General features: G+C 36.5%; 22 protein-coding genes and 1 pseudogene. 8 read left to right on the top strand and 15 right to left on the bottom strand.

Going from position 1 to position 22,531, the window contains the following annotated elements; genetic code table 11:
* Nucleotides 1–182 precede the first annotated feature (182 nt).
* A complete protein-coding gene (locus H9655_RS16335) occupies nucleotides 183–1,856 on the top strand; it encodes a glycine betaine uptake BCCT transporter (RefSeq protein ID WP_318245501.1) in 1,674 nt (557 codons plus the stop codon).
* A 28-nt stretch (nucleotides 1,857–1,884) separates the two neighbouring features.
* Here the strand turns inward: H9655_RS16335 and hemG are convergent, their stop codons facing one another.
* Nucleotides 1,885–3,270, bottom strand: coding sequence for a protoporphyrinogen oxidase (gene hemG, locus H9655_RS16330; protein WP_191815941.1), 1,386 nt, complete (start codon nucleotides 3,268–3,270; stop codon nucleotides 1,885–1,887).
* 182 nt (nucleotides 3,271–3,452) lie between these two features.
* Between hemG and H9655_RS16325 the strand changes: the two genes are divergently transcribed.
* Both H9655_RS16325 and H9655_RS16320 read left to right on the top strand, forming a co-directional pair.
* A complete protein-coding gene (locus H9655_RS16325; RefSeq protein ID WP_095370041.1) occupies nucleotides 3,453–4,142 on the top strand; it encodes an ABC transporter ATP-binding protein in 690 nt (229 codons plus the stop codon).
* The gene (locus H9655_RS16320; protein WP_191815939.1) at nucleotides 4,139–5,473 is read left to right on the top strand and encodes an ABC transporter permease; all 1,335 of its coding nucleotides are present in this window, start codon (nucleotides 4,139–4,141) and stop codon (nucleotides 5,471–5,473) included. The genes H9655_RS16325 and H9655_RS16320 overlap by 4 nt, the downstream gene beginning before the upstream one ends.
* Nucleotides 5,474–5,575: 102 nt before the next feature.
* Here the strand turns inward: H9655_RS16320 and H9655_RS16315 are convergent, their stop codons facing one another.
* The 7 genes from H9655_RS16315 to kynU form a co-directional block, all read right to left on the bottom strand.
* Entirely contained in the window at nucleotides 5,576–6,640 is a 1,065-nt protein-coding gene (locus tag H9655_RS16315; RefSeq protein WP_191815937.1) for a C45 family autoproteolytic acyltransferase/hydolase, read from the bottom strand.
* 215 nt (nucleotides 6,641–6,855) lie between these two features.
* Nucleotides 6,856–7,278, bottom strand: a complete 423-nt coding sequence (locus H9655_RS16310) for a GNAT family N-acetyltransferase (protein WP_191815935.1) — start codon at nucleotides 7,276–7,278, stop codon at nucleotides 6,856–6,858.
* A gap of 132 nt (nucleotides 7,279–7,410) precedes the next feature.
* Nucleotides 7,411–8,310, bottom strand: coding sequence for a hypothetical protein (locus tag H9655_RS16305; RefSeq protein ID WP_191815932.1), 900 nt, complete (start codon nucleotides 8,308–8,310; stop codon nucleotides 7,411–7,413).
* Nucleotides 8,307–8,834, bottom strand: coding sequence for a signal peptidase I (locus H9655_RS16300; protein WP_318245506.1), 528 nt, complete (start codon nucleotides 8,832–8,834; stop codon nucleotides 8,307–8,309). The genes H9655_RS16305 and H9655_RS16300 overlap by 4 nt, the downstream gene beginning before the upstream one ends.
* Nucleotides 8,835–9,125: 291 nt before the next feature.
* The gene (kynA, locus tag H9655_RS16295; protein ID WP_191815930.1) at nucleotides 9,126–9,974 is read right to left on the bottom strand and encodes a tryptophan 2,3-dioxygenase; all 849 of its coding nucleotides are present in this window, start codon (nucleotides 9,972–9,974) and stop codon (nucleotides 9,126–9,128) included.
* Nucleotides 9,974–10,612, bottom strand: a complete 639-nt coding sequence (gene kynB / locus H9655_RS16290; RefSeq protein ID WP_191815928.1) for an arylformamidase — start codon at nucleotides 10,610–10,612, stop codon at nucleotides 9,974–9,976. The genes kynA and kynB overlap by 1 nt, the downstream gene beginning before the upstream one ends.
* Nucleotides 10,612–11,880: a kynureninase gene (gene kynU, locus H9655_RS16285; protein ID WP_225230688.1), complete on the bottom strand. Its 1,269-nt coding sequence runs from the start codon at nucleotides 11,878–11,880 to the stop codon at nucleotides 10,612–10,614. The genes kynB and kynU overlap by 1 nt, the downstream gene beginning before the upstream one ends.
* A 184-nt stretch (nucleotides 11,881–12,064) precedes the next feature.
* Between kynU and H9655_RS16280 the strand changes: the two genes are divergently transcribed.
* Entirely contained in the window at nucleotides 12,065–12,514 is a 450-nt protein-coding gene (locus H9655_RS16280; protein WP_191815926.1) for a hypothetical protein, read from the top strand.
* Nucleotides 12,502–12,789 (top strand): YxcD family protein, encoded by a 288-nt coding sequence (locus tag H9655_RS16275; protein WP_191815924.1) that lies wholly within the window; start codon nucleotides 12,502–12,504, stop codon nucleotides 12,787–12,789. Before H9655_RS16280 ends, H9655_RS16275 begins: the two co-directional genes overlap by 13 nt.
* Before the next feature lie 32 nt (nucleotides 12,790–12,821).
* On the opposite strand, the pseudogene H9655_RS22515 reads toward H9655_RS16275, so the two are convergent.
* From H9655_RS22515 to H9655_RS16265, 3 genes and pseudogenes are all read right to left on the bottom strand, one after another.
* Nucleotides 12,822–13,041 (bottom strand): annotated as a pseudogene (locus H9655_RS22515) (IS3 family transposase); the annotation flags it as partial.
* Nucleotides 13,042–13,178: 137 nt separating this feature from the next.
* Nucleotides 13,179–14,144, bottom strand: coding sequence for a bile acid:sodium symporter family protein (locus tag H9655_RS16270; RefSeq protein ID WP_191815922.1), 966 nt, complete (start codon nucleotides 14,142–14,144; stop codon nucleotides 13,179–13,181).
* A complete protein-coding gene (locus tag H9655_RS16265; RefSeq protein WP_191815920.1) occupies nucleotides 14,145–15,560 on the bottom strand; it encodes an FAD-binding oxidoreductase in 1,416 nt (471 codons plus the stop codon). It abuts the gene before it with no gap.
* A gap of 174 nt (nucleotides 15,561–15,734) precedes the next feature.
* Here H9655_RS16265 and H9655_RS16260 point away from each other — a divergent pair, with 174 nt between their 5' ends.
* Entirely contained in the window at nucleotides 15,735–16,451 is a 717-nt protein-coding gene (locus tag H9655_RS16260; RefSeq protein ID WP_225230687.1) for a FadR/GntR family transcriptional regulator, read from the top strand.
* 50 nt (nucleotides 16,452–16,501) lie between these two features.
* Nucleotides 16,502–16,978, top strand: a complete 477-nt coding sequence (locus tag H9655_RS16255) for a glutathione peroxidase (protein ID WP_191815918.1) — start codon at nucleotides 16,502–16,504, stop codon at nucleotides 16,976–16,978.
* Nucleotides 16,979–17,388: 410 nt separating this feature from the next.
* Here the strand turns inward: H9655_RS16255 and H9655_RS16250 are convergent, their stop codons facing one another.
* From H9655_RS16250 to H9655_RS16235, 4 genes are all read right to left on the bottom strand, one after another.
* Entirely contained in the window at nucleotides 17,389–18,360 is a 972-nt protein-coding gene (locus tag H9655_RS16250) for a proline dehydrogenase family protein (RefSeq protein ID WP_191815916.1), read from the bottom strand.
* A gap of 383 nt (nucleotides 18,361–18,743) precedes the next feature.
* Nucleotides 18,744–19,454, bottom strand: coding sequence for a LutC/YkgG family protein (locus H9655_RS16245; protein WP_191815914.1), 711 nt, complete (start codon nucleotides 19,452–19,454; stop codon nucleotides 18,744–18,746).
* Complete coding sequence (locus H9655_RS16240; protein WP_191815912.1) at nucleotides 19,438–20,880, bottom strand: LutB/LldF family L-lactate oxidation iron-sulfur protein; 1,443 nt, start codon at nucleotides 20,878–20,880, stop codon at nucleotides 19,438–19,440. Before H9655_RS16240 ends, H9655_RS16245 begins: the two co-directional genes overlap by 17 nt.
* 10 nt (nucleotides 20,881–20,890) lie before the next feature.
* Entirely contained in the window at nucleotides 20,891–21,616 is a 726-nt protein-coding gene (locus H9655_RS16235; protein ID WP_191815910.1) for a (Fe-S)-binding protein, read from the bottom strand.
* A 444-nt stretch (nucleotides 21,617–22,060) separates the two neighbouring features.
* Here H9655_RS16235 and H9655_RS16230 point away from each other — a divergent pair, with 444 nt between their 5' ends.
* On the top strand, nucleotides 22,061–22,528 hold the full coding sequence (locus H9655_RS16230) for an RNA polymerase sigma factor (protein ID WP_318245500.1): 468 nt from the start codon (nucleotides 22,061–22,063) through the stop codon (nucleotides 22,526–22,528).
* Nucleotides 22,529–22,531 lie beyond the last annotated feature (3 nt).

The following is a 22,531-nucleotide window of genomic DNA, read 5'->3' as shown; positions in this document are numbered from 1 at the left end:
TAGGTTAACTCAGGTCGCAAAAAGGAAGAACTTCCTATCACTCTTATACGCCTTATTTCCCGACACCATTTTTCACATGATCAGTGTACATAATAATTATATTAATTCGAAACACTAAAAAGGAGGAAAAGAAATGAGATCGATTTAAATGTTTCGAAACATAAAAAGGGTGGGATACGAGAGTGAAAAATATAGATAAACAACAAAAATTCGGGGCCGTCTTTTATTGGTCAGTCAGTATTTTACTCGTTTTAATTTTAATCGGTGCATTCGCTCCAAAGGTGATGGAAAACTATACAGCTGCTATTCAATCAGCCATCACCTCTACTTTTGGATGGTATTATTTAATCATTGTCACTATTTTTGTTTGTGTCTGCTTATTCTTAATTGTTAGCCCTTATGGCAAATTAAAACTTGGGAAGTCTGACGAAAAACCAGAATATAGTTATCCTACTTGGTTTGCCCTTTTATTTAGTGCCGGGATGGGAACAGGACTTCTTTTTTGGGGAACGGCAGAACCTATTTCTCATTTCGCTATTGATTCTCCTACAGGGCAAATGGGTACAGATCAAGCCGCAATGGACGCTTTAAGATACGTCTTTTTTCATTGGGGTATTCATGGTTGGAGTATATATGTCATTATTGCTCTTTGTATTGCCTTTTTCAATTTTCGGAGAGGGGGAGATGGTTCGATCAGCTCTACTCTATCCCCTATTATGAAGAATACAGACGGTCCTTTAGGAAAAATAGTAGATATTATCGGTATCATCGCCACTGTTGCCGGAATCGCAACTACTCTTGGCTTTGGTGCTAGTCAAATTAATGGTGGGATCTCTTACATTTGGAATGTCCCTAATTCTTTTCTAATACAATTAGTGATTATTATCATTATTACAGTTATATTTTTGATTTCAGCAGTTACAGGTATTGATAAAGGTATTAAAATCTTATCGAATGTGAATATGATTCTTGCTCTCGTGCTCCTCCTCTTTTTTATTATTTTTGGTTCAACGGTTTATTCCTTAAATTTGTTCACAGACACGATCGGGAAGTATATACAAAGACTGCCAGAAATGAGTTTTAGATTAACACCAAATAATGAGCAAAGTAGAGAATGGATTAATAATTGGACAATCTTTTATTGGGCATGGTGGATGGCATGGTCTCCTTATGTCGGCACTTTTATAGCAAGAGTATCTAGAGGAAGGACCATCCGTGAATTTACTATTGGCGTATTGCTTGTACCTACCATCGTCACTTTTATTTGGTTCGCTTTCTTAGGAGGTACCGCTATCGATCTACAAATGTCAGGGATAGCTGATTTGGCTTCAATGAATACTGAGCAAATGCTATTTGGGACATTGAGAGAGATGCCTATAAGTTTTATCACATCTCTTCTCTCTCTCATCTTGATTGCCATTTTCTTTATTACTTCAGGTGATTCAGCTACGGTTGTTTTAGGTATGCAATCAGTAAAAGGCGTGTTAAATCCTTCTAATCGTAATAAACTCATTTGGGGTGTCTTATTATCAGCCATTGCTACTGTATTGCTTTACTCTGGAGGCCTCCAAGCACTACAAAATACAATGATTATTGCTGCATTCCCATTTTCCTTTGTAATGATCCTAATGACTATATCTTTAGTTAAAGAACTTCAACAAGTGAAAAAGGAACTCGAACTTTCAGGAGCAACAAAGGATAAATTAATGTCAAGAAGGTTACAAAAACAATTAATCAAACAAGAATTAAAAGAGGAAAAACGTTGGATTGAAAGTAAAATGGAAGAAGAGAAAAAACGCTTAAAAAAGAAAAAGAAAGAAAAAATCGAAGAACTAAATAACAAGAAGGAGGACTAACCTCCCCCCTCTTGTTATTTTTATATCTTCACAATGTAGCTGTTATTTTTCTAGCTACTTCAATACCATTCTCCATACAATCTGGAATGCCTGAACCATAATAAGAACTTCCTGCTATATACACGCCAGGATATTTCTCTAGAAGTGTTTGTTCAATTCCTTTGATTACCTGTGGGTGGTCAAGTGTATAAGTGGGCATTAATTCATTCCATTTGGTTATATCCCATACAATGGGTTCAGCTGCTAGTTTTAAGCTTTTCTGTAAATCTTCTCTTGCAAGATCAAGTAATGCTGTATCTTTCTTATCCTTCACTCTATCGAATGAAGGATGGCTACTTTTGTAAAAGAGACGGACAAGGAGATTTCCACTTTTAGATGTATGTTTCCATTTTCTACTCGTCCATGTACATGCATTGCAATGTAGCTCATGATTATTTGAAGTAATAAAGCCCGTTCCATCTTCGGGTAAAACCGCATCAGGAACATCAAATCCTATGTAAACACTAATAAGTGAACTGTTTTTCATGTTAGAAAAATAATGATTCAACGCTGCATCATCAAGTAATTGTTGCGCAACTTGATGTGGAGTGCTCATAACAATATAATCTGCTTCTATCACTTCACCGTTTGAAAAACTCACCTTATATTGTTGCTTCTCTTTCTGTATGGATTGTGCCTCGTATCCTTTTCTGACTTCGACTGTCCCAAGAGATTTTTCATATGCGTCAATAATGGTTGAAAGACCATTTTTGAAAGAGAGGAATTTCTTCTCACCGCTACTCTGATATTTCTCTTTATGAGCGTTGAAACCCTTGATAATGCTACCGTATTTCTCTTTATATTCGAAAACAGCTGGCAAGGTAGATGAGATTGTCAAATCTTGTAGTTTTCCAGAATAAACACCCGATAATACCGGAGCAATCTGCTTCCTTACTAATTCTTCACCAAAATAATAGCTAAGAAAATCACCAATACTATCTTCTACAGTAAAAGGGTTCTCCTTGTGATAAACATCTTTTAATGCCCGAACTTTTCCTTCAGCAGAGACTAATGTACTTTTAGCCAATGACTCGATACTTGTTGGTATCCCAAATACCGCATCAACTGGGATGGGCTTTATCTCCCCATCGGTAAATAAATACGAGCGACCTGTCCCGTTATAGACGACCTCTTCATCTAAATTCAATTCTTTGAAGATCTCTCTACCCATTACTTTTCTGGAGACAATCGAATCAGCGCCCGTTTCCATCATAAACCCATCTGCTTCAATGGTTTTAATTTTTCCACCTAGATGATTGTGTGCTTCTGTTAATATAATGCGAATGTCTCGATTGTTTGCGTTTTTCCATTTTTGTAGTTCATGGGCAGTTGATAGACCATTTATGCCACCACCGACGATTAACACCGTTTCCATTACGTACACCTCGACTTTTTCTCAATGATAATAGTTTATCACAACATCACTACTTCAACTCAATCTCTATTAACAATTGAATGACTTTTGCATTTCAAAAATTTTTTTTGATAAATATGTAGGGATACTCCATTTCACTTACGTCTATTAAGTTGTATTCAAAAGAAAAGGTGGGAAAATGCATGATTGAGGTAAATAAGATTTATCATTCTTTTGAAATAGGTAAAAAAGAGAAGAAAACGGTCATACCTGTTCTGAAGGATGTATCATTCCAAATTAACAAAGGAGAAATTGTATCCATTGTAGGTAAAAGCGGATCTGGAAAATCAACTTTACTAAATATTATTAGCGGATTTATTAAACCAACGGATGGTGAAGTTAAGATTAATAATCAAACTGTGACGGAGCTTTCTGAAGGAGAGTTTGCTTCTTTTAGACTTCAGCATATCGGATTTATCTTTCAAAACTTTCAATTGATTCCAAGTATGACAGCATTCCAAAATGTTGAATTGCCGCTGACTTTTAAAGGGATGAATGAAAAAGAAAGAAAACAAAAAACACTAGAGACACTCGAGCGCGTTGGATTAGCAGAGTTTAAGGACCATTATCCAAGCGAGTTATCCGGTGGCCAACAACAAAGGGTCAGTATTGCTCGTGCACTCGTAGTCAATCCACCTCTTATTCTCGCTGATGAACCAACAGGTAGTCTAGATAGTGACACAGAGAAAAGCTTACTCGCTTTCATTAAACAATTAAATGAAGAATTAGGGATTACTTTCCTTATCATTACTCATGATGAAGAGGTTGCCGAGTTCGGTCATCGCACAATAGAAATTGTTGACGGTCATGTATTGGAGGAAGTAGGGAAATGACATTTAAAGATCAGTTTAAGTTCGTTAGACAAAATTTAAAGAAGAATAAATCTAGATTGTTTATGACAGTACTTGCTACTGCGATTGGTGTTGCATTCTTAATTGTACTTGCCTCTGTCGGCTTCGGACTTCATAAATCGCTTATTTCTGATATGATGCAAAACCAATTGGTTACACAAGTGGAGATCTACGGGAAAGAAGATTCACAAGGACTTAAAAATGAAGATATTACTTACTTTGAAGAGATGGATGGAGTTGAAGCTGTTACCCGCAGAAATGAATTGGCGCAGATGCCTTTCTTCCAACTAGATGACTATACATCTAATACGAATGCCATCGTCACACACTTTCCATCAGAGATTAAAGCAGACTTCAAGCTCGCCTCTGGGCGCTTACCTGAGGGGGAGAATGAAGTTGTTGTCGGTTATCACTTTACTGAAAGCTTAATTAAAAACGGTGCTAACCCTGAGAAATTGTACGATGATGAAGGAAATATCAACGAGGACTATGTCTATACTGATGACTTGCTAAATAAAGAAATGGACATGGAAGTAATTAAATTAACAGATGGGAAAGAAACGAAGAAAACCATTTCTGTTAAAATTGTAGGAATCGCTGAAAAGCCTGCTCGTGATTGGGCGTATGAAGAGCATGTCTTTATTTCCGAAGAAATTTTACAAGAAGTTGAACAATTCACTGGCGTTATGCGCGGGGCATCTGAAATGTACGAAGGCGGCGAACTTGACGCCAATCAATCGGAAGAAGTCTATGATTATGTAAAAGTATACGCAAATAACGTTCAAGAAGTAGAAGGAATTAACAAGGCTCTTGAAGATAAAGGCTATATGATTTATTCAATTGCCAATGAAATGAAACAAATTAATGTCATTTTCCTTATTATGAAAATCGGCCTTATCTTTATTGGTACGATTGCACTTATTATTGCTTCCATCGGTATTTATAATACAATGACAATGGCAGTCACGGAAAGAGCACCAGATATTGGGATTATGAAAGCGATTGGTGCACATCCACGTACAATTAAAAATATCTTTTTATTAGAAAGTACTTATATCGGCTTATTAGGCGCCATCTTTGGTACGATTGTTGCTTATGGTATCAGCTTCCTAGTCAATTTATGTGTACCATTTATTATTCAAACAGCATTTGATGAGGCAGCACCAGAAGGATTTTTATTATCATATATTCCTTGGTCACTTACCCTTATTAGTGTCGGTATTTGTTTACTCGTAACCGTATTCTCAGGTCTCCGTCCAGCTAAGAGAGCAACCAAAGTGGATGTTCTAAAGGCGATGAGAAGAGAATTATAATCAAAATCAACGCCATTACAGGCCAGCCTAAAGCCAGTTGCGCATTTCTTCATTTGCACAACTGGCTTTTGTTTTATATATATTTTCTATTTGATTGTCGCTTCATTTAAACCAATTGGCCCCTTCATCCATGTGAAGAAAGGGAATATCGGTATCCACTTCACCAGTCATTTTCTCCAAAGAAAAATCTTGTCCGGATAGCCAGGAAGAAAAGTCAAGCTCATAAGGTTGCTGATCACCACCTAATGCCATCCATACTTTTTGACTACGCGGAAAATAAACCGATGTATGAATAGTCCCCGCCCAGCTTCCATACAAATCAGAAAATACTCCTTTTCCTTTACCATTCATCAATTGAAAAGCTTGCTCTGGACTACTTATTGTTGCACGGTTTTCTTCCATAACTGCTAAACGACGCTTTGAATCTGCTAATTGATGGCGATTTTCTGTTAATAGTTTCTCAAAATGATTTGTACAAGATAGTGTTTCACGCACTGCCACTTTTCTTGGAGTGGCTTCTACTGCTGCACTTCTCCCCTTTTTATCATGAACAACGTAAGTAAAGGAGTGACGATGGGGAATTTCTTTTAACATCGCAACGGCTTCTTCAACATTTTGACATGACTCTAAAATAAGTCGGCCAATCATACAACAGATAAATCCATTACCTGGTCTTCTTCTATTCATAAAGTTATAGCCCATTGCTAAACCATGCTCATTCATACCATCCATTCGACCTGTCACTCGTTGCGACGGACCAATGATACTATAACCCATTCCATCAGTTGGTTGGAATAGTGTATATCGCCCTTCATATGTTTTAGGATGATAATCATAATTGCGGATTAAATAATCTTCACCTATATAAATAGAACAGCCTGATTTATGATGATTCACGCGATAGCCACCGAATTCTTGTAACACTCGCTCGATTGGCCATTCTAATGCCTCTTGTAAACCAATGAGTTCATCCCAAACTCCTGGAGCAAATTGTGTAACCATCGCCTTTGCTTCTTTTACATTGATTGTAAAGCGCGGCTTCCTTACCTTCCACTGGTCTTCTCTATTTTTCAAGGACAATGAGTCCTTTAATAATTCCCCTTGCAAAAAACCATAATCATAATGATTGCCTCTAAATTGAATAATATCACTATAGATTTGCTTCATATGTATCCTCCTTACAGTTGCTCTTAACCTAAGCATACTGGAAGTCCTGGGCAAAATAAAGACAACCAGTCAGGGCAAATGAATCTGCAGGATACCATCAACTTTTTGTGTTCACAAACATCTGTGAACATCTTTCCATTTCATTTCTTTTCCAATACAAAAAAACGAGCACAGCTATCGGAATAGCATTTGCCCGTTTTAATGTGAGAACATGTTTATATCGATCTCTTAATCTTTCTCCCAGACTGTCTCTCATAATTGCGTATAATCATGCTATTCCCCTTTTTCATGGCGAACCTTTCATAGTAAGGAATTAAATCATCATCACAAGATAAGTCAATCATATAAATATCGCTCAGCTCCTGTAACATCATCTTTACAAGGGTTTCTCCAATTCCTTGCTGTTGATAGTCTGGTCGTACTTCTAGCAGCGGAATGTATGCCGAAATCACACCATCACTAATAGCCGTAATAAAGCCAACAACTCTTTCGTTTGTTTCATCAATGGCCACAATCGCTTTATAGCTATTTTGCATGAGGTATAAATGCGTGTCTGGTTGCGGATAATTCCCCCATCCAACAAAAAAACCTGATAGCCTGTCTATCGTTATATCTTGTAGATTACTCGTATATATCATTCTTTACCCCTTTTCTTATTAGATTAGGCTGAAAAGAAGATATATATTGATTCATATAATAACAACCACCTTGCCCCCTTCTTAAACTCTAACTAAAACCATTCAACTGTAAGCTGTAGTTGCCTGCCTTCATTATTTATTTCCCGTAAACCATTTGTATAACTGCTGTGATTCAATAGTCAAATAAACATTTGACTCTTTTCTAAAATCAATTACACCAGACTGGGAAGTATTGACACGATCCGCTGTTAATTTCCAAACTTTTTCTCCTGCGTAATATTCATGATCAGTCACGACTTTATACCATGTATTTCCTCCCTCTTGTGATTCCGTTATTGTAAAATTACCGACTTTTTTCTCGAAGTCTCCATTACCTTCTCCCATCTTCACTTCAATGACTTTATTACCTTGGTCATTTTTATAGAAATTCACTTCTTTATTTGCTGTTGTTCTGAGATTCCCTGAAGGAGTGGCCTTAAAAGCGATGGAACCAGTATAATACGGTGGCCCTTCCTCTTCATCCACTTGCGTAGCAACAACGTTCAGTTTCAAGTTCCCTGTTTTCCCTTGGAAATTAATATCATTGTCACCATGCGGCCATCTTGCGAAGATACGAAATTGCTCGTTATCCACTGTCGGTTTAAATGTTGAGGTATGATCGATTTCTTTCCATTCCCCATTCACTTTTCTTTCTAATGACAAAACAATTGGCGAGTTTCCATTGGCAGGGAATAATTTACCCGATGGAATTAAATCCACTTGATATTCAACGGGCAACTCCGTATCATTCTTTTGAATTTCAAAAGCATACACTTTGACAGGCTCCATCCCTGGGTAAAAATTTTCACCTAAGGAGAACTGTCCATTACCTATCGTCTCACCATTTTCATTCACCGCGTTCACATTAAATTTTGCTGCTTGTACTGTATTTCCTGTACTCGTAAAACTTTTAGAAAAATAAGCAACAGTCCCAAAAATAGCTGTAGCAATTAATAATAATGCTAATGAACTTAACGATAATTTCGTTTTCAACTCTTCTCCCCCTCAAATTCATTTATGTTTATTTTTTTGTTTCTCCTTTTAAACAGCTTGTCCGAAAAAATAATGACGAGGACGATGAAAAACATCACACTTAAACCAAATGGACTGATTAGGAATTCAGCTATGGAGCCTACCTTTGGCAACACCCACTCCACTTTTCCTGTTAGATGTTCAGTCCGTATCTTCGTTTCATCCTCTGTATTATTTGCATCGCCCTTCGTCTTAAAATATGAGCCAGATTCATCCTTAGCTACTTCAGTTACTCTATGAGTGACAAAGTCTGCCCCATTCCTATATGTAATCACATCATTCTCTTTAATTTGATTAAACGGAGATTGTTTAATCACAACAACATCACCCGGTGAGATGCTCGGCTCCATGCTTCCTGTTAATACAATAAGAAGACTTCTGCCAAATAAAGATGGTGGCCTTTCTTGATTCTGGTCACTAGTGATTAAAGTGTATAAAGAAAGAACACCTAATAAAATGAGAAGGACAAATAAACTATTACCAATGACCGAAATAATCTTTCGAATACTCCCTCCTCCCTTCTCGTTTCAATTGTTCCATCAATTAAGAATAAATATAGTAATATTAGTAAAATATGACAAGAGATTAAATACCTAAATATTCAGAAATTTAAGTATAAAATAATCGAATCCTGTTATAAATGCCTACTTTTTACCTACTGAATGATTAATTCCTATCTTTTCATTCATTCACCCAACAATTTGCCATAATAGCAGAAAAAAGCCTCTAACATCCATTCATACAAAGAGACTTTTATCCCATTACTATTTAACCTTTTATAATTCTGTTCTTATCATCCATAACTCAGGGAAAAATTGTTGATCGATGACTTTCTTTAGATAACCGACGCCTGATGAGCCACCTGTCCCTTTCTTAAAACCTATTATTCTCTCTACTGTTTTCATATGTCTAAATCTCCATTGTTGAAACGAATCCTCAATATCTACTAGTTTTTCACCTAACTCATAGAGCTCCCAATACTTCTCATTATTTAAATACACCGTTTTCCATGCTTCTTTAACCGATTCATTATATTCATAAGTATCTTGAACATCTCTACTTAGAATCATCTCATCAATTGTTAATCCATTACGATGTAAACAATGGATACTCACATCATAGAGGCTTTTGGCTGCAAAGGATTTCAACAACTCTTCTTTCAAGTCTGCATCTTTTTGATAGATTTTTAGCACATGCGGTGTTTTATACCCTAAAGCAAACTCAATCATACGATATTGATAAGATTGGAAGCCTGATGCTTGTCCGAGGAAAGGTCGGAACTCGATATACTCAGATGGTGTAAGAGTGGATAGAACGTCCCAAGCTTGAATAATTTGTGATTGCGTTTTCGTTACCCTAGATAAACATTTTTGGGCTGTTGACAAGTCATCCGCTTCAATGGCTGCAATACTTGATTGTATTTCATGTAAGATAAGTTTCATCCATAATTCAGATACTTGGTGAATAATAATAAACAACATCTCATCATGATGACCAGACAACCTTTTTTGCGCGCCTAGTACTTGATCTAGTTGCAGGTATTCACCATATGTCATATTTTCTTCGAATGAGGTGTGTATCCCTTTTTCATTCTCAAACGGAGGCTGCCCTTCTTTTTTTGTCATTACGCACCTCCTCCTTCTAATTTTCTTATTACTGCTCTTACTGGACTGCCATCTCCGCCTGCAATTCTTAGGGGAAGGGCAATCAGTTCATAGTCACCCTGTGCAATATCATGTACAACGATATTCTCTAGTATATGAATACTGTGTTGATGGAGCTTATGGTGAATAGGTAATGCTTTACTATCCAATTCATCCACTGACGGAAAATCAACACCAATCAGTTCCACCCCACATTTTTGTAAATATTGCGGGACATCTTCACTTATGACAGGTACACTTGTCGGAAAATGCTTTGGTTTAGCCTCATTACTCGTTTTGATTAATAGTCGCTTTACATTTTGTAATGGGAACCGCTCTAATAGGGCTGTCGTAATTCTATCTTCTCCTGATAAATCAATCAGCTTAGCTCTACCAATATACAAATTAATATCCAGTTCATCTGTTTTTGTGCCATCTTCTATAAAATGAAACGGGGCATCTACATGGGTACCGATATGTATACTTGTTGACAGTTGACCAATGTTAACCGAACCGGTCTCTTTTCTCGTTGCAGATAACTTATAAGAAAAAGCTTCATCTCCTGGCCAATGTGCCATCCCATTGTGTAGTTGCTGAGAAATATCTATCCAATGTCCCATTAGGCAATCACTCCTCGTTTATTTTCGAATTTTTTATATGTTTCTTCTTCCATAATTTTCTTCAGTATGCTTATCGCACGCCAAACATCTTCAAACGAATTATATAAAGAGACAGGGGCTAAACGGATTCCATCTGGCATGCGGAAGTCAGGAATGATTCCTTCCGCCTTTAAAGCTTTGCATATTCTCGCTGCCTCTCTATGTCCAAGTAAAATATGTGCTCCTCTACTCTCATCTTTTCGGTTGTAAAGTTGAAAGGCAAAAGGTTTTAATTCATTGTGAATTAAGATCATCATATACTCTGTTAATTGCAAAGACTTTTCCCTAATAGCCTCTATGCCCACTTCATCAAACATAGAAAGCGCGCCCAATAATGGTGCCATGCTTAAAATTTGTGGTGTGCCCATTTGATAGGCACTTGCATCATCTGCTAGAGTCATCTCATGTTCCATGTCAAATTGTTTCTGTTTATGAGAACCAAACCAGCCAGCTAAGCCAGGAGCTGTTCCATGATGCCTTTCATTGATATATAAACCACCTACAGCACCAGGTCCACCATTTAGATGTTTATAATTGCACCAAAAGGCAAAGTCAACATTCCATTCTGTTAAGGAATGGGGAATAGCCCCAATCGAATGACACAAATCAAAGCCAATTAATATCTCTCTTTTATGGGCTTCTTCGACTAACCTTTTCATTTGTAGAATTTGTCCACTTCGATACAAAACACTTGGTAAAATAATCAGTGCCACTTCTTCATCCATCGCTGCAATAATATCTTCTTCACGAATAAATTGCCCATCTCTACTTTGTATACTAATGAAATGTTCTTCTGAATAGCCTCTCATACGAAGATGGCTTTTGATCGCATAAATATCAGACGGAAAGTTTAGCTCATCAGCAATAATTTTATTTTTCCCTTCCTTTGGTTGGAAAAAGGTAGCCAATATTTGATGCAAATTAACAGTTGTAGAATTTGATGCAATAACTTCTGCTTTCTTAGCACCAACTAGTTTGGCCATCCTTGCCCCAATTGTTTCGGCCATATAATACCACGGAGCCTTTCCCTCGGTCCAACCATCAATCGCGTATTCCTTCCATGATTGAATGACTTCATTTAGTGATTGTTCAGCTCTTTTAGATAATAATCCTAACGAGTTGCCATCTAGATATATTAAATCGTCTCTCAAGTAAAATTCCTTACGATATTTTGCCAATTGATCTTGCTGGTCCTTTTCTTTTGCAAAAGCAAGTGAGTATTTGTTCAAGCAAACACAACCTTTCTGAAAATTATCTATATCGCGAAAATTATAGCTAACTTCTTTCATCATTGCAATGAATAACGGCCTAAATGAATTATGTCAAAAAACGCACAATCTAATTTTGCTTACAAATTGTTAACCTATTTTGATATAATAAGTAGTAATACACTATTAGGGGGAACTATAGATAATGAAAAAAATTTTTGCAGCCATACTTACTGCAGCACTTGTCTTTTCACCAGTAGGCCCAACAATCTTCCAAGACCAGGTTTCAACTGTTGAAGCGAAATCTTATAAATCAGGTAAAAAAGGTGTTAACTTTAATAACAGCACAACAAACAATAACAACCAATCGAATGTTCAAAATAACCAACAACAAAAAAACAACACGGCTACAAATCAACAACAAAAGAATAATGGCGGTTTCTTCTCTGGCGGATTAATGAAAGGACTTATGCTAGGTGGACTCGCGGGATTATTATTTGGCGGCCTTTTTGGAAATATGGGTATGTTAGGTAGTATTCTTGGTTTACTTGTCAATGTTTTAGCTATTGTCTTTGTCATTATGATTATTCGTAAAATCTTTACAATGATTAAAGATAAAAAGAAAAAACAGGAACCAAATCCATGGAACAATTAATTATTCCTGAACAAGATATTGTCAATGCATTATGCGTATACATTTCTCGTAAAAAACAAGTGAAGCTAGAAGAAGTCGAAATCGAGCTCATGTATGATGACGATTATGGTTTCTCTGCAGAATCTCATGTTGGCGGTCGTATGCAAGTCTTAATTACAGCGAATATTATCGAAGCATTAAGATTATGGTTAGAAGAATTTCTTAATCGCGATCCATATGCAGGTATAAACCTCGTACTAGACGAAGAACAAGGGATTATCGCTGTTGTACAATAATAATAAAAGGAACATCCATTTTAAGCTGTTCCCTAATTCAACGATATAATAAAAAAAGGTAAGAATTTTAACTGATGATCTCTATATTGTTTAGGGGTCATCTTTTTTAGATTCCATTGATATCGATAATGGTTATCATACATCTATGTCCAAAGAAAGATTCTAGAGTAGCGTTACCCCAACAGTTTCCCTTATAGCCACAGACTGACCTAATCCATGCTTTTTCAGTAGTTCCTGATATTTTGGACTTGTATTGTAAAAGTAGCTTACTCGTGTTGTCTCCTATTTCTTTGGACAAAAGTTTAAGTATATAAAATACCTGTAGATCAACACTATTTTTTTGTGTGTTTTATCTACAGGTACTAGTTTTTTTCGGATGCTCTTTTTAATTATACAACTTTATTTTTAATTTCTACTGGTTTAGTATCCTTAACTGGACGCTTCGCCCAATAAGTTGCTAGGATAGGTCCAGAAATATTATGCCAAACCGCACCTAAAGCACTTGGAATAGCCGCAACTGGACCAAAATGAGCTAGTGCTAATGTTACGCCCAAACCAGAATTTTGCATGCCCACCTCAATGGATATTGCCCTTCGTGTGCCTTCATCCATTTTAAATATACGGCCAGCTAAATAACCTAAAAGTAAACCAGCTGCGTTGTGTAGCATTACCGCGATAAAGACTAAAAGACCAGCAGTTGCTAACTTTTCTGCATTTCCGGCCACAACAGCTGTGACAATAATGATGATGGCTGTAACAGAAATTAGTGGTACGACATTTAAACTTTTTTCAACCAGTGTAGGTAATAGTTTCTGTACAACAATCCCTAAGATAATTGGGATAATAATGACTTGTATAATGGACAAGAACATTTGCCAAGCATTTACTGGCATCCATTGACCTGCCAATGCTAAAAGAATAAGAGGTGTCATGATTGGGGCTAAAAGAGTCGACATTGAAGTCATCGTAATCGATAGCGGTACATTCCCTTTAGCTAAATACACCATAACATTTGATGCTGTTCCCCCAGGAACTGACCCTAGTAAGACTAAACCAGCAGCTAACTCAGGAGGTAATTGCAGTAAGTAGGCGATAGCAAATGCAGTCAATGGCATAATCGTAAATTGAGCCACAAATCCAAGTAAAACTGGAAGTGGATGTGAAAATACCAACTTGAAATCCACTGGCTTTAAAGTTAAACCCATACCAAACATTACTATCCCAAGTAACAACGTAATATAACCACCAAATACGAGGAATAGCGGAGGATAAAGATAGGCAACCACTGCTGCAATTATCACAAGAACAGCAAAGTACTTACCTGCCAAATTACTAATCGTTTCTAGAAGTTTCAATTAACTCTCCCCCTCACCTTTAAAAGGAATCACCTTATTTGGATTTAAGATATGATTAGGATCTAAGACATTCTTTATCTTCCTCATCACATCTAACGCTTTCCCATGTTCTTGTTCTTGATATTTCATTTTTCCTACCCCAACACCATGTTCGCCAGTACAAGTGCCACCCTTCTCTAAGGCATACAAGACAAGTTGTTCATTGAAATGTTTTGCTTTATTTACTTCTTCTTCATTATTCAAATCAATCATAACAAGCGAATGGAAGTTTCCGTCTCCTACATGCCCTGTCAAACCACCAATTAAATGAATCTCATCGAGGCATTTTCTTGCGTATGTAACAGCACCCGCTAATTCTGAGATCGGTACACATACGTCTGTTACCATCATTTTTTTACCTGGATAGCCGTGTACATAAGCGTAAGCTAAATTATGTCTTGCATCCCATAAAAGGTTACGTGCAGCCGTATCCGTCTCAAATGTAATATCTTGACAATGGAAATCAGCTACAATTTCTCTCATGAATTCAACATCTTGTTGAAGACCTGCTTCATTACCATGAAATTCTAAAAATAACGTTGGTTTAATCTCGTAATTGGTCTCACTATACAGATTCACTTGATTAATTGAAGCTTCATCTACCAACTCAACTCTGCCAATCGGAATACCAGCTTGTAGAATGCCAACCACAGCACCAACTGCATCATCAATTGTAGGGAAAGTTGCTCTACCAGCCATTTGGAATTCTGGAATACCATACACTTTTAACGTCAACTCAGTAAAGCAGCCTAAAGTCCCTTCTGATCCGACAAATAATCCATTTAAATGATAGCCAGAAGAAGACTTAGCGGCTAAACTACCGGTATGTATGATTTCCCCATCAGCTAAAACAACTTCTAAATCTAGTACTTGATCTCTCATTACACCATATTTAACTGAAGTTGTTCCACTTGCATTGGTTGCCGCCATCCCGCCTAATGTAGCATCAGCACCTGGGTCAACAGGGAAAAACAAACCGTACTTTTTCAACTCTTTATTTAGTTGCGAACGAGTCACACCTGGTTGAACCTTTACTAAAAAGTCTTCTTCCTTTACTTCTAAAATTCTATTCATTTCAGCAAAATTCATTGTTATTCCCTTTTTGTAAGGAATGACATGTCCCTCTAAACTTGACCCAACCCCAAAAGGAATAATCGGCGTTTGGAATTCTCCCGCCTTCTGTATAATTTGACTGACTTCACTAGCATTTTTTGGATAAACAACAATATCAGGATGACTACCTTTATGATAGGATTCATCTTTACTATGTAAGTCAAGGATGGTTTCATTGATAGATACTTGTTCATCTGTTAAAAAGCTCAATAAAGCGCTTACTAATTCTTGCTTATTCGTTTGATTGCCCTCTGTTGTTTTCATCTGTTTAGTCTCTCCTTACAAATCAAAATTGTACAGACCAATTATTGAATTTTGAGAAAATTGGTCTAACATGTTCTCATTGTACAAGAAAATTCAAAAAAATCAATAATTAAAAATTTAAAATTGCTGCATTTTCCCTTTTTTTGTATGATGATATGAAAGGGAGTGGAAATCATGTCGCAAAAGAAAAAAATACATATGATTATTACCGAACAATTAGAAGGATACATTATCAATCAAAAACTATCACCAGGAGATCGCCTCCCCCCTGAAAGAGTATTAGCAACTCTCTTTTCCTCTAGCAGAACATCAATTAGAGAAGCATTGAGAATTTTAGAAATGAAAGGTGTCTTAGAGATTAGGCAAGGGAGTGGAACATACATTAAATCAGTTGAGTATTTAACTTCTGAAGCACCTATCCTTTCTGCTAATCCGAAGACAAATATATATGAAATGTTAGATTTACGAAAAATTTTAGAAGTGGAGTGTGCTGGCTTGGCTTCCACTAGAGCGACATCAACAGATATAGCCAATATTCGTCATTCGCTTTTATCGATGGAAACGGCATCCACACCAGAAGACGGCATACTCGCGGATTTTCAATTCCACTTACATATCGTTTATGCGTCACACCATACTATATTTATCAATCTTATGACTAACCTTACTGAACATATGAAAAATACAATTAAAGTAACAAGGTCAAATCGGTTTGCCAAAAACAATAAACGGGAAAAATCTACTATGGAAGAACACCGTGAAATTTACTTGGCAATTGCATCAGGAAATGGTGATGAAGCGCGGCAATTAATGAATAACCATATTAATAGGGTAAGAAAAGAATTAAGCGAATCCATGCTTTACAATGAACAAGCTGAATTCTATCTATAAATAGTCTATTGGGCTAAAACAATTCTACTTTATATTTGGAGGAAAAAATAATGAAAACCATTTATGACTTTGAAGTAAACAAAACAAATGGTCAACCGCAACAGTTAAAAGATTTTGAGGGAAAAGTAATCTTAATCGTAAATACGGCAAGTAAATGCGGCCTTACTCCTCAGTTTGAAGGATTACAAGAGCTATATGAAAAGTATAAAGAAAAAGGCTTTATCATCCTTGGCTTTCCATGTGCTCAATTTAACAATCAGGAATTCGCGAATATCGATGAAACAACAGAATTTTGTCAAGTGAATTATGGTGTCTCCTTTCCTATGTTTGCAAAAATAGATGTAAACGGCGATAACACAGATCCACTGTTTGCTTATTTAAAAGAAGCGAAGAAAGGTGTACTTTCAAAAAATATTAAATGGAATTTCACCAAGTTTCTTATTGACCGGAACGGGAAAGTATACGACAGATATGCGCCTACAACCGAACCTGAAAAATTAACGAATGACATTGAAAAATTGCTCTAAAATGAATAGAAGGAGAGTGTGACGAGGCTGAGACTTAAGTATTCTAGCTAATGATTTATCCTTATGATTAGTAGTATCTAACATCTAATGATTCGGTTTTTCGTGTGATTTGAACCCTTATATGACAAGAATAGTGAAATGGAGCGGAAGACACTCGACTCCTGCGGGAAATAGAGGGAAAGCTGAGACCCCACAGGCAATGCCTTAGGAGGATCACCCCTCCCCGCGGAAAGCGAGTGTACGTGAGCGCAATGGAACGGACTTTTTATGCAAATGACGTTTTAAGATCTTCATTTGTTATTGTTCTTTTTTGAGGTTAGCTCGTTTAATTATGTCCCAGCCTCTTTCCTTACACTCTATTTTCCATAATCAAAAAAAGGCTCCAATTTGGAACCTTTTATTATATCAGTCTATTTTTTCTTTTTAGATAATCTACCAAGTAAGAACGCCCCAGCAGCAACACCAAGAATGGTATTCGTCTTCTTATTAAATACTTGTTTTGCAACGAGATTAATGTTTTGTGGTCTTTCTGCAAGACGTCTCATGTAATAGCCGTACCAGTCATCACCAAAAGGAATATATGTGGTAAAATGATAACCTTCTTTCGCAAGCTCTAATTGCATTTCTTTTCTGAATCCATATAACATCTGGAATTCAAATTGGTCATTTGGAATATCATGTTCCTTTACAAATTTCTTCACATGATTAATTACATGATGATCATGTGTCGCAATGGACGTGAATTTACCATGTAACAAATGAAATTCTATTAGTTTAATATAGTTGCTATCAATATCTTCTTTAGAAGTATAAGCAACTTCAGCTGGTTCTTTATATGCGCCTTTTACAATACGCAAACGATAATTTTTATATTTTTGTATATCTTCTATTGCTCTATAAAAATAGGCTTGGATCACAGTTCCTATATTATCATAACTTTTTGACAATTCATCCAACAAATCAAAAGAAGGTTGCAAACGGCCATGGTCCTCCATATCAAAATTGATAAAGATGCCATACTCATGAGCCTTACTTACTATTTCCTTTAAGTTCTCCAAACAAAAGGAGTAATCAATGTCTAAACCTAATTGAGAGGGTTTTAACGAAATATGGGCATCCACTTCATGCTCATGAATCGCTTCAACAACTGCTAAGATTTGTTCTTTTGCTGCAGTCGCATCCTCTTTTTGATTAACAAATTCCCCTAGATTATCTACTGTACATGAGATACCATGGGCATTTAATTCCTTAATCCTAACAATCGCTTCTTCAATATTTGTACCCGCAACGACACTTTGAGCACCGAGTTTTAAACCATATTTTTTTGCTGCACTATTTAAAAATTGATTTTGAGATAAGCCTATAAATAGATCTTTCAGCATAGCGATTACTCCTTGTCTATTAATTTTTACATGGTCATTATATCATAAATTAGCAATAAAAATTATTTTGCGAATAATTATTTTTTTCCTATATTTAAGAAGAAACAATGATTTCTTTCTTTAAAATAAATGTACCACTAAAAGAAAAGAAACAAACCAAAAAATTATATTTAAAAAATAAATAAGTGAGAATAAAACGGAAATAACCAGTTCATTTCCAGTAGGTGTATACATGTATGATGAATGAATGGGCCTACATATGAGAAAAAGCCATGACGAAAATTATAACAAAATGAAAAATGTCCATAAAAAAACGAACAAACACTATTCCCTAGTATTTGTTCGGATTCTAATTTTGCCAATCCCCTTGTTCCACAGTAAGCTTATAAATCAGAGATAATCATATAAGTTGCATTTATTGGTCCATGTACACCGACGACTAAGTTCATTTCAATATCAGCAGAATTACTCGGTCCAGTTATAAAGTTAATACAACTAGGGATTACTCCTGATTCTTTTATTTTTTCGCGAATATAATCCGCTGCTTGTGTCATCCTCGGTACGATAGAACTTCTAGGTACAAGTATAATTGATTTTTCTGGTAAGAAACTTACTGTTCTTCCTTTATGTTTATCACTAAATAATACGACAGTTCCCGATTCTGCAAGGGTAATCTCGCTAATCGTTAAGCCGATATTCGCCTTTTCTGCTAGTGCGATATTTTCTGCTTCAGCTTCATGATTCCATTCATAGTACGCTACACCTTGCTTATGCAATTCATCAAGCTTAGATGTAACACCCCATTCTTTTAATCTACTATCACGCCAAGTTACGATGGATTCACCCCCGTAATCTGACACTCGGTCCTCTAATGTTTGCGGCAAGTTTGCTAAACTTGTTTCAATCAAATCCGTGTGAATTAATTTGCATTGGTTCTTTAAAACCTCAATTAATTGGCTCTGTGATGCCCCCTTTAATACCCGCTTTTGTGGTGCATATTTCCACTGCGGTTTTTCTATCTTCTTGCTCACTTCATCTTTTCCTAGACGCGCTGCAATTTTCTTAAGAAATATTTCTCTATTTTCTATCGCCATGATTCTTTTCCTCCTTGCTCCTTTGTTTAAACCAGTCACGAAATCTTTCTTTTTGCGGAGCAGGAAAATCACGAATTTCAGTCCATGCCTTTAACGGACCGACACCTTTTGTAAGCTTTGTGCCATCAGAAAATGGACCAACCGCCTTGGAAGCAAATTTCCCACCCATTTTATATAAGGCAGGAGAAGCTGCTCCAAGGCCGAAAGCTTTCATCGCTAATTTTTCAGAGATGGGTGCTTTTCCTTCTTTTTCAACAATGACTTGCCTATGTTTATGAAGGAGGTCATGCAAGGGTATTTTCACCGGACAAACCTCCGTACACGCCCCGCACAATGTGGAAGCATAAGGAAGCTCTTTATAGTCTTCATAACCCCCAAGTAATGGAGAGAGTACTGCACCAACTGGACCTGAGTAGATGGATCCGTATGAATGTCCGCCTACATGACGGTAAACGGGACAGACATTTACACAAGCGGCACAGCGTATACATTGTAGGATCGATTGGAATTCTCCACCTAAAATATTTGAACGACCATTATCAACAATAACTAAATGAAACTCTTCAGGACCATCCACTGCTCCCTCTTCTTTTGGACCACTTAAAACGGTAACATAACTTGGTAATTTTTGTCCGACTGCACTACGAGAAAGCATTCCTACCAATACTTCTAATTCTGTAAACGATGGCACAAGTCTCTCCATTCCCATTACAGTGATTTGTGTATCGGGCAAAGAAGTTGATAAGTCGGCATTTCCTTCATTCGTAACAAGACAAATTGAACCTGTTTCAGCGACGGCAAAATTACACCCTGTTATACCTACATCTGCTGTTAAATATTCATTTCTCAGCATTTTCCTAGCATGTTTTGTTAATTCCTCCGGTCTATCTGTTCCCTGGTAACCTAGTTTTCTAGTAAACACATCTTTTACTTGCTCTTTATTTTTGTGTAAAGCCGGAGCTACTATATGTGATGGAAGATCATGTTCATCAATTTGCAAAATATATTCACCTAAATCTGTTTCAATGACCTCACACCCAACCGATTCTAAATGATGGTTGAGATCGATTTCTTCTGTCACCATCGACTTCGATTTTACTACTTTCTTGGCATTTTTCTTCTTAATTACTCCTTTAATATAATCATTCGCCTCTTCTGATGTTTGCGCGAAGAAAACATGTCCGCCTAACTTTTCTACATTCTCACTTAGTTGAAATAGATAATAATCTAGATTTTCTAATACATGTTGTCTAATTTCTTCCCCATGTGCTCGCCATTCTTCCCAATCACCCAATTCATTGGCTGCATCTTGTCTACGCACTTCCAAGCGATCTTGCGCCCCTGAAACCGCCCCTCTCATAAAGCGATTTTCTAAACCAGATGTTACACGATCAGTAAATTGCTCATTTCCAATCCTCATTGGCATATCAATCACCCTATCCTTCTGTTCTACTATTTAATACTTCAGCAATATGCATCACTTTAACTGGTTCGCCCACGCGATCAATTCGTCCACCAATATTCATTAAACAACCGCCATCAGCGCCAATTAAAAGCTCTGCTCCTGTTTCATTAATATGGGCAACTTTTTCATCTACCATTTGTTCTGAGATGGCTCCCATTTTTACTGAAAATGTTCCACCAAATCCACAGCATTGACTTTTATTTGGCAATTCCTTAAACTCTAATCCCTTTACATGTGATAATAATTTCAACGGCGCTTCTTTTACACCTAACAAGCGTGTCATATGACAGGAAGTATGATAAGTAGCTTTTGCCTGATAGCTTGCGCCTACATCCTCCACTTTTAACACATCTACGATAAACTCTGTTAATTCATATGTTTTTTTAGCTAATTCTTTCGCTTGCGGCCCCCAATGTGGATCGTCTTTAAATAGTTGCTCATATTCATGAAACATATATGCACATGAACCAGATGGGCAAACCACATATTCAGAATGGCTAAAGGTTTCTATCATCCTCTTCATTGCATCCTTTGATTCTTTTACGTAACCACTATTGTAAGATGGTTGACCACAACATACTTGATTTTCAGGAAAATCTACCTCACAGCCTAGCCTTTCTAATAATTCTACAGTTGCTACTCCTGCTTTACTGTTAAACATATCCACTAAACAAGTAGCAAATAGTGAGACCTTCATCTTATAACCCCCTTATCGTGCTAGAAATAATCACATAACTACTACCTATCGTACCATTGTTTGTATATTTGTTAAATTCTAAATATTAATACGTACTATTCATAAGAGGAATAAAAGATATATGCTTTAAGGTAAAGAAAAGTTTCCCATGATAAGCTAGAGTATCAGGCATTATAAATGTGAAGAGAACGATGTACATATTCAATTATGTAGGCATGGTCAAATGAAGGGAACCCGGCAGAACCCCTTTTGCTCAGTTTTCATTAGAAATTTCTAGTTAGGAAGAAAATTCCTATATTTCATTCTTGCTAAAAACATTTTCTAGATCTGTTGTTCAAAATTTCACTTTTCTCAAAACTTTTTTATTTTCCACCAACATTTTAAGTATCTATTTCGTTATCTATATGAAGCTGAGAAGAAAAACTATCTTTCCATGGAATAAAGGTGATTGTATTGCAATCTATTTATTTATCATTGCGCGATGATTTATATAAGTTTGCTTCATCTATTGCTTATGATGAGCATGAAGCACAGGATTTGATCCAACAAGCTTTAGAAAAGGCCATGCATCTAAGTGATTTATCTTCTTGGCCAAAACATAAGCAAAAAGCTTGGTTTTACCGTGTCATGAAAAATCAACTGATTGATCAGCGGAGAAAATTCAAGCGAGAAATGAATATTGACCAAAATGAAGAAGTGATTTTACCTACCTTAATGAAAACCTCAATTGAAATGGTAGAGTTACTTAGCCAATTAACAGCTATTGAAAGTGATATCATTTTCAAAAAATACTGGATTGGCTTAAATAGTGATGAAATTGCTATAAAGCTCGACTTATCAGCTTCAACTGTTAGGTATCATTTAGCAAAGGCAATTAAAAAACTACGCAAGATTTTAGAGGAGGAAGAATGAATA

The sequence above is a fragment of the Cytobacillus stercorigallinarum genome (assembly GCF_014836495.1).
Taxonomy (GTDB): Bacteria; Bacillota; Bacilli; order Bacillales; family Cytobacillaceae; genus Cytobacillus; species Cytobacillus stercorigallinarum.
The sequence above is the reverse complement of the archived record's forward strand: the minus strand, read 5'-3'. Positions and strand labels throughout refer to the sequence as shown.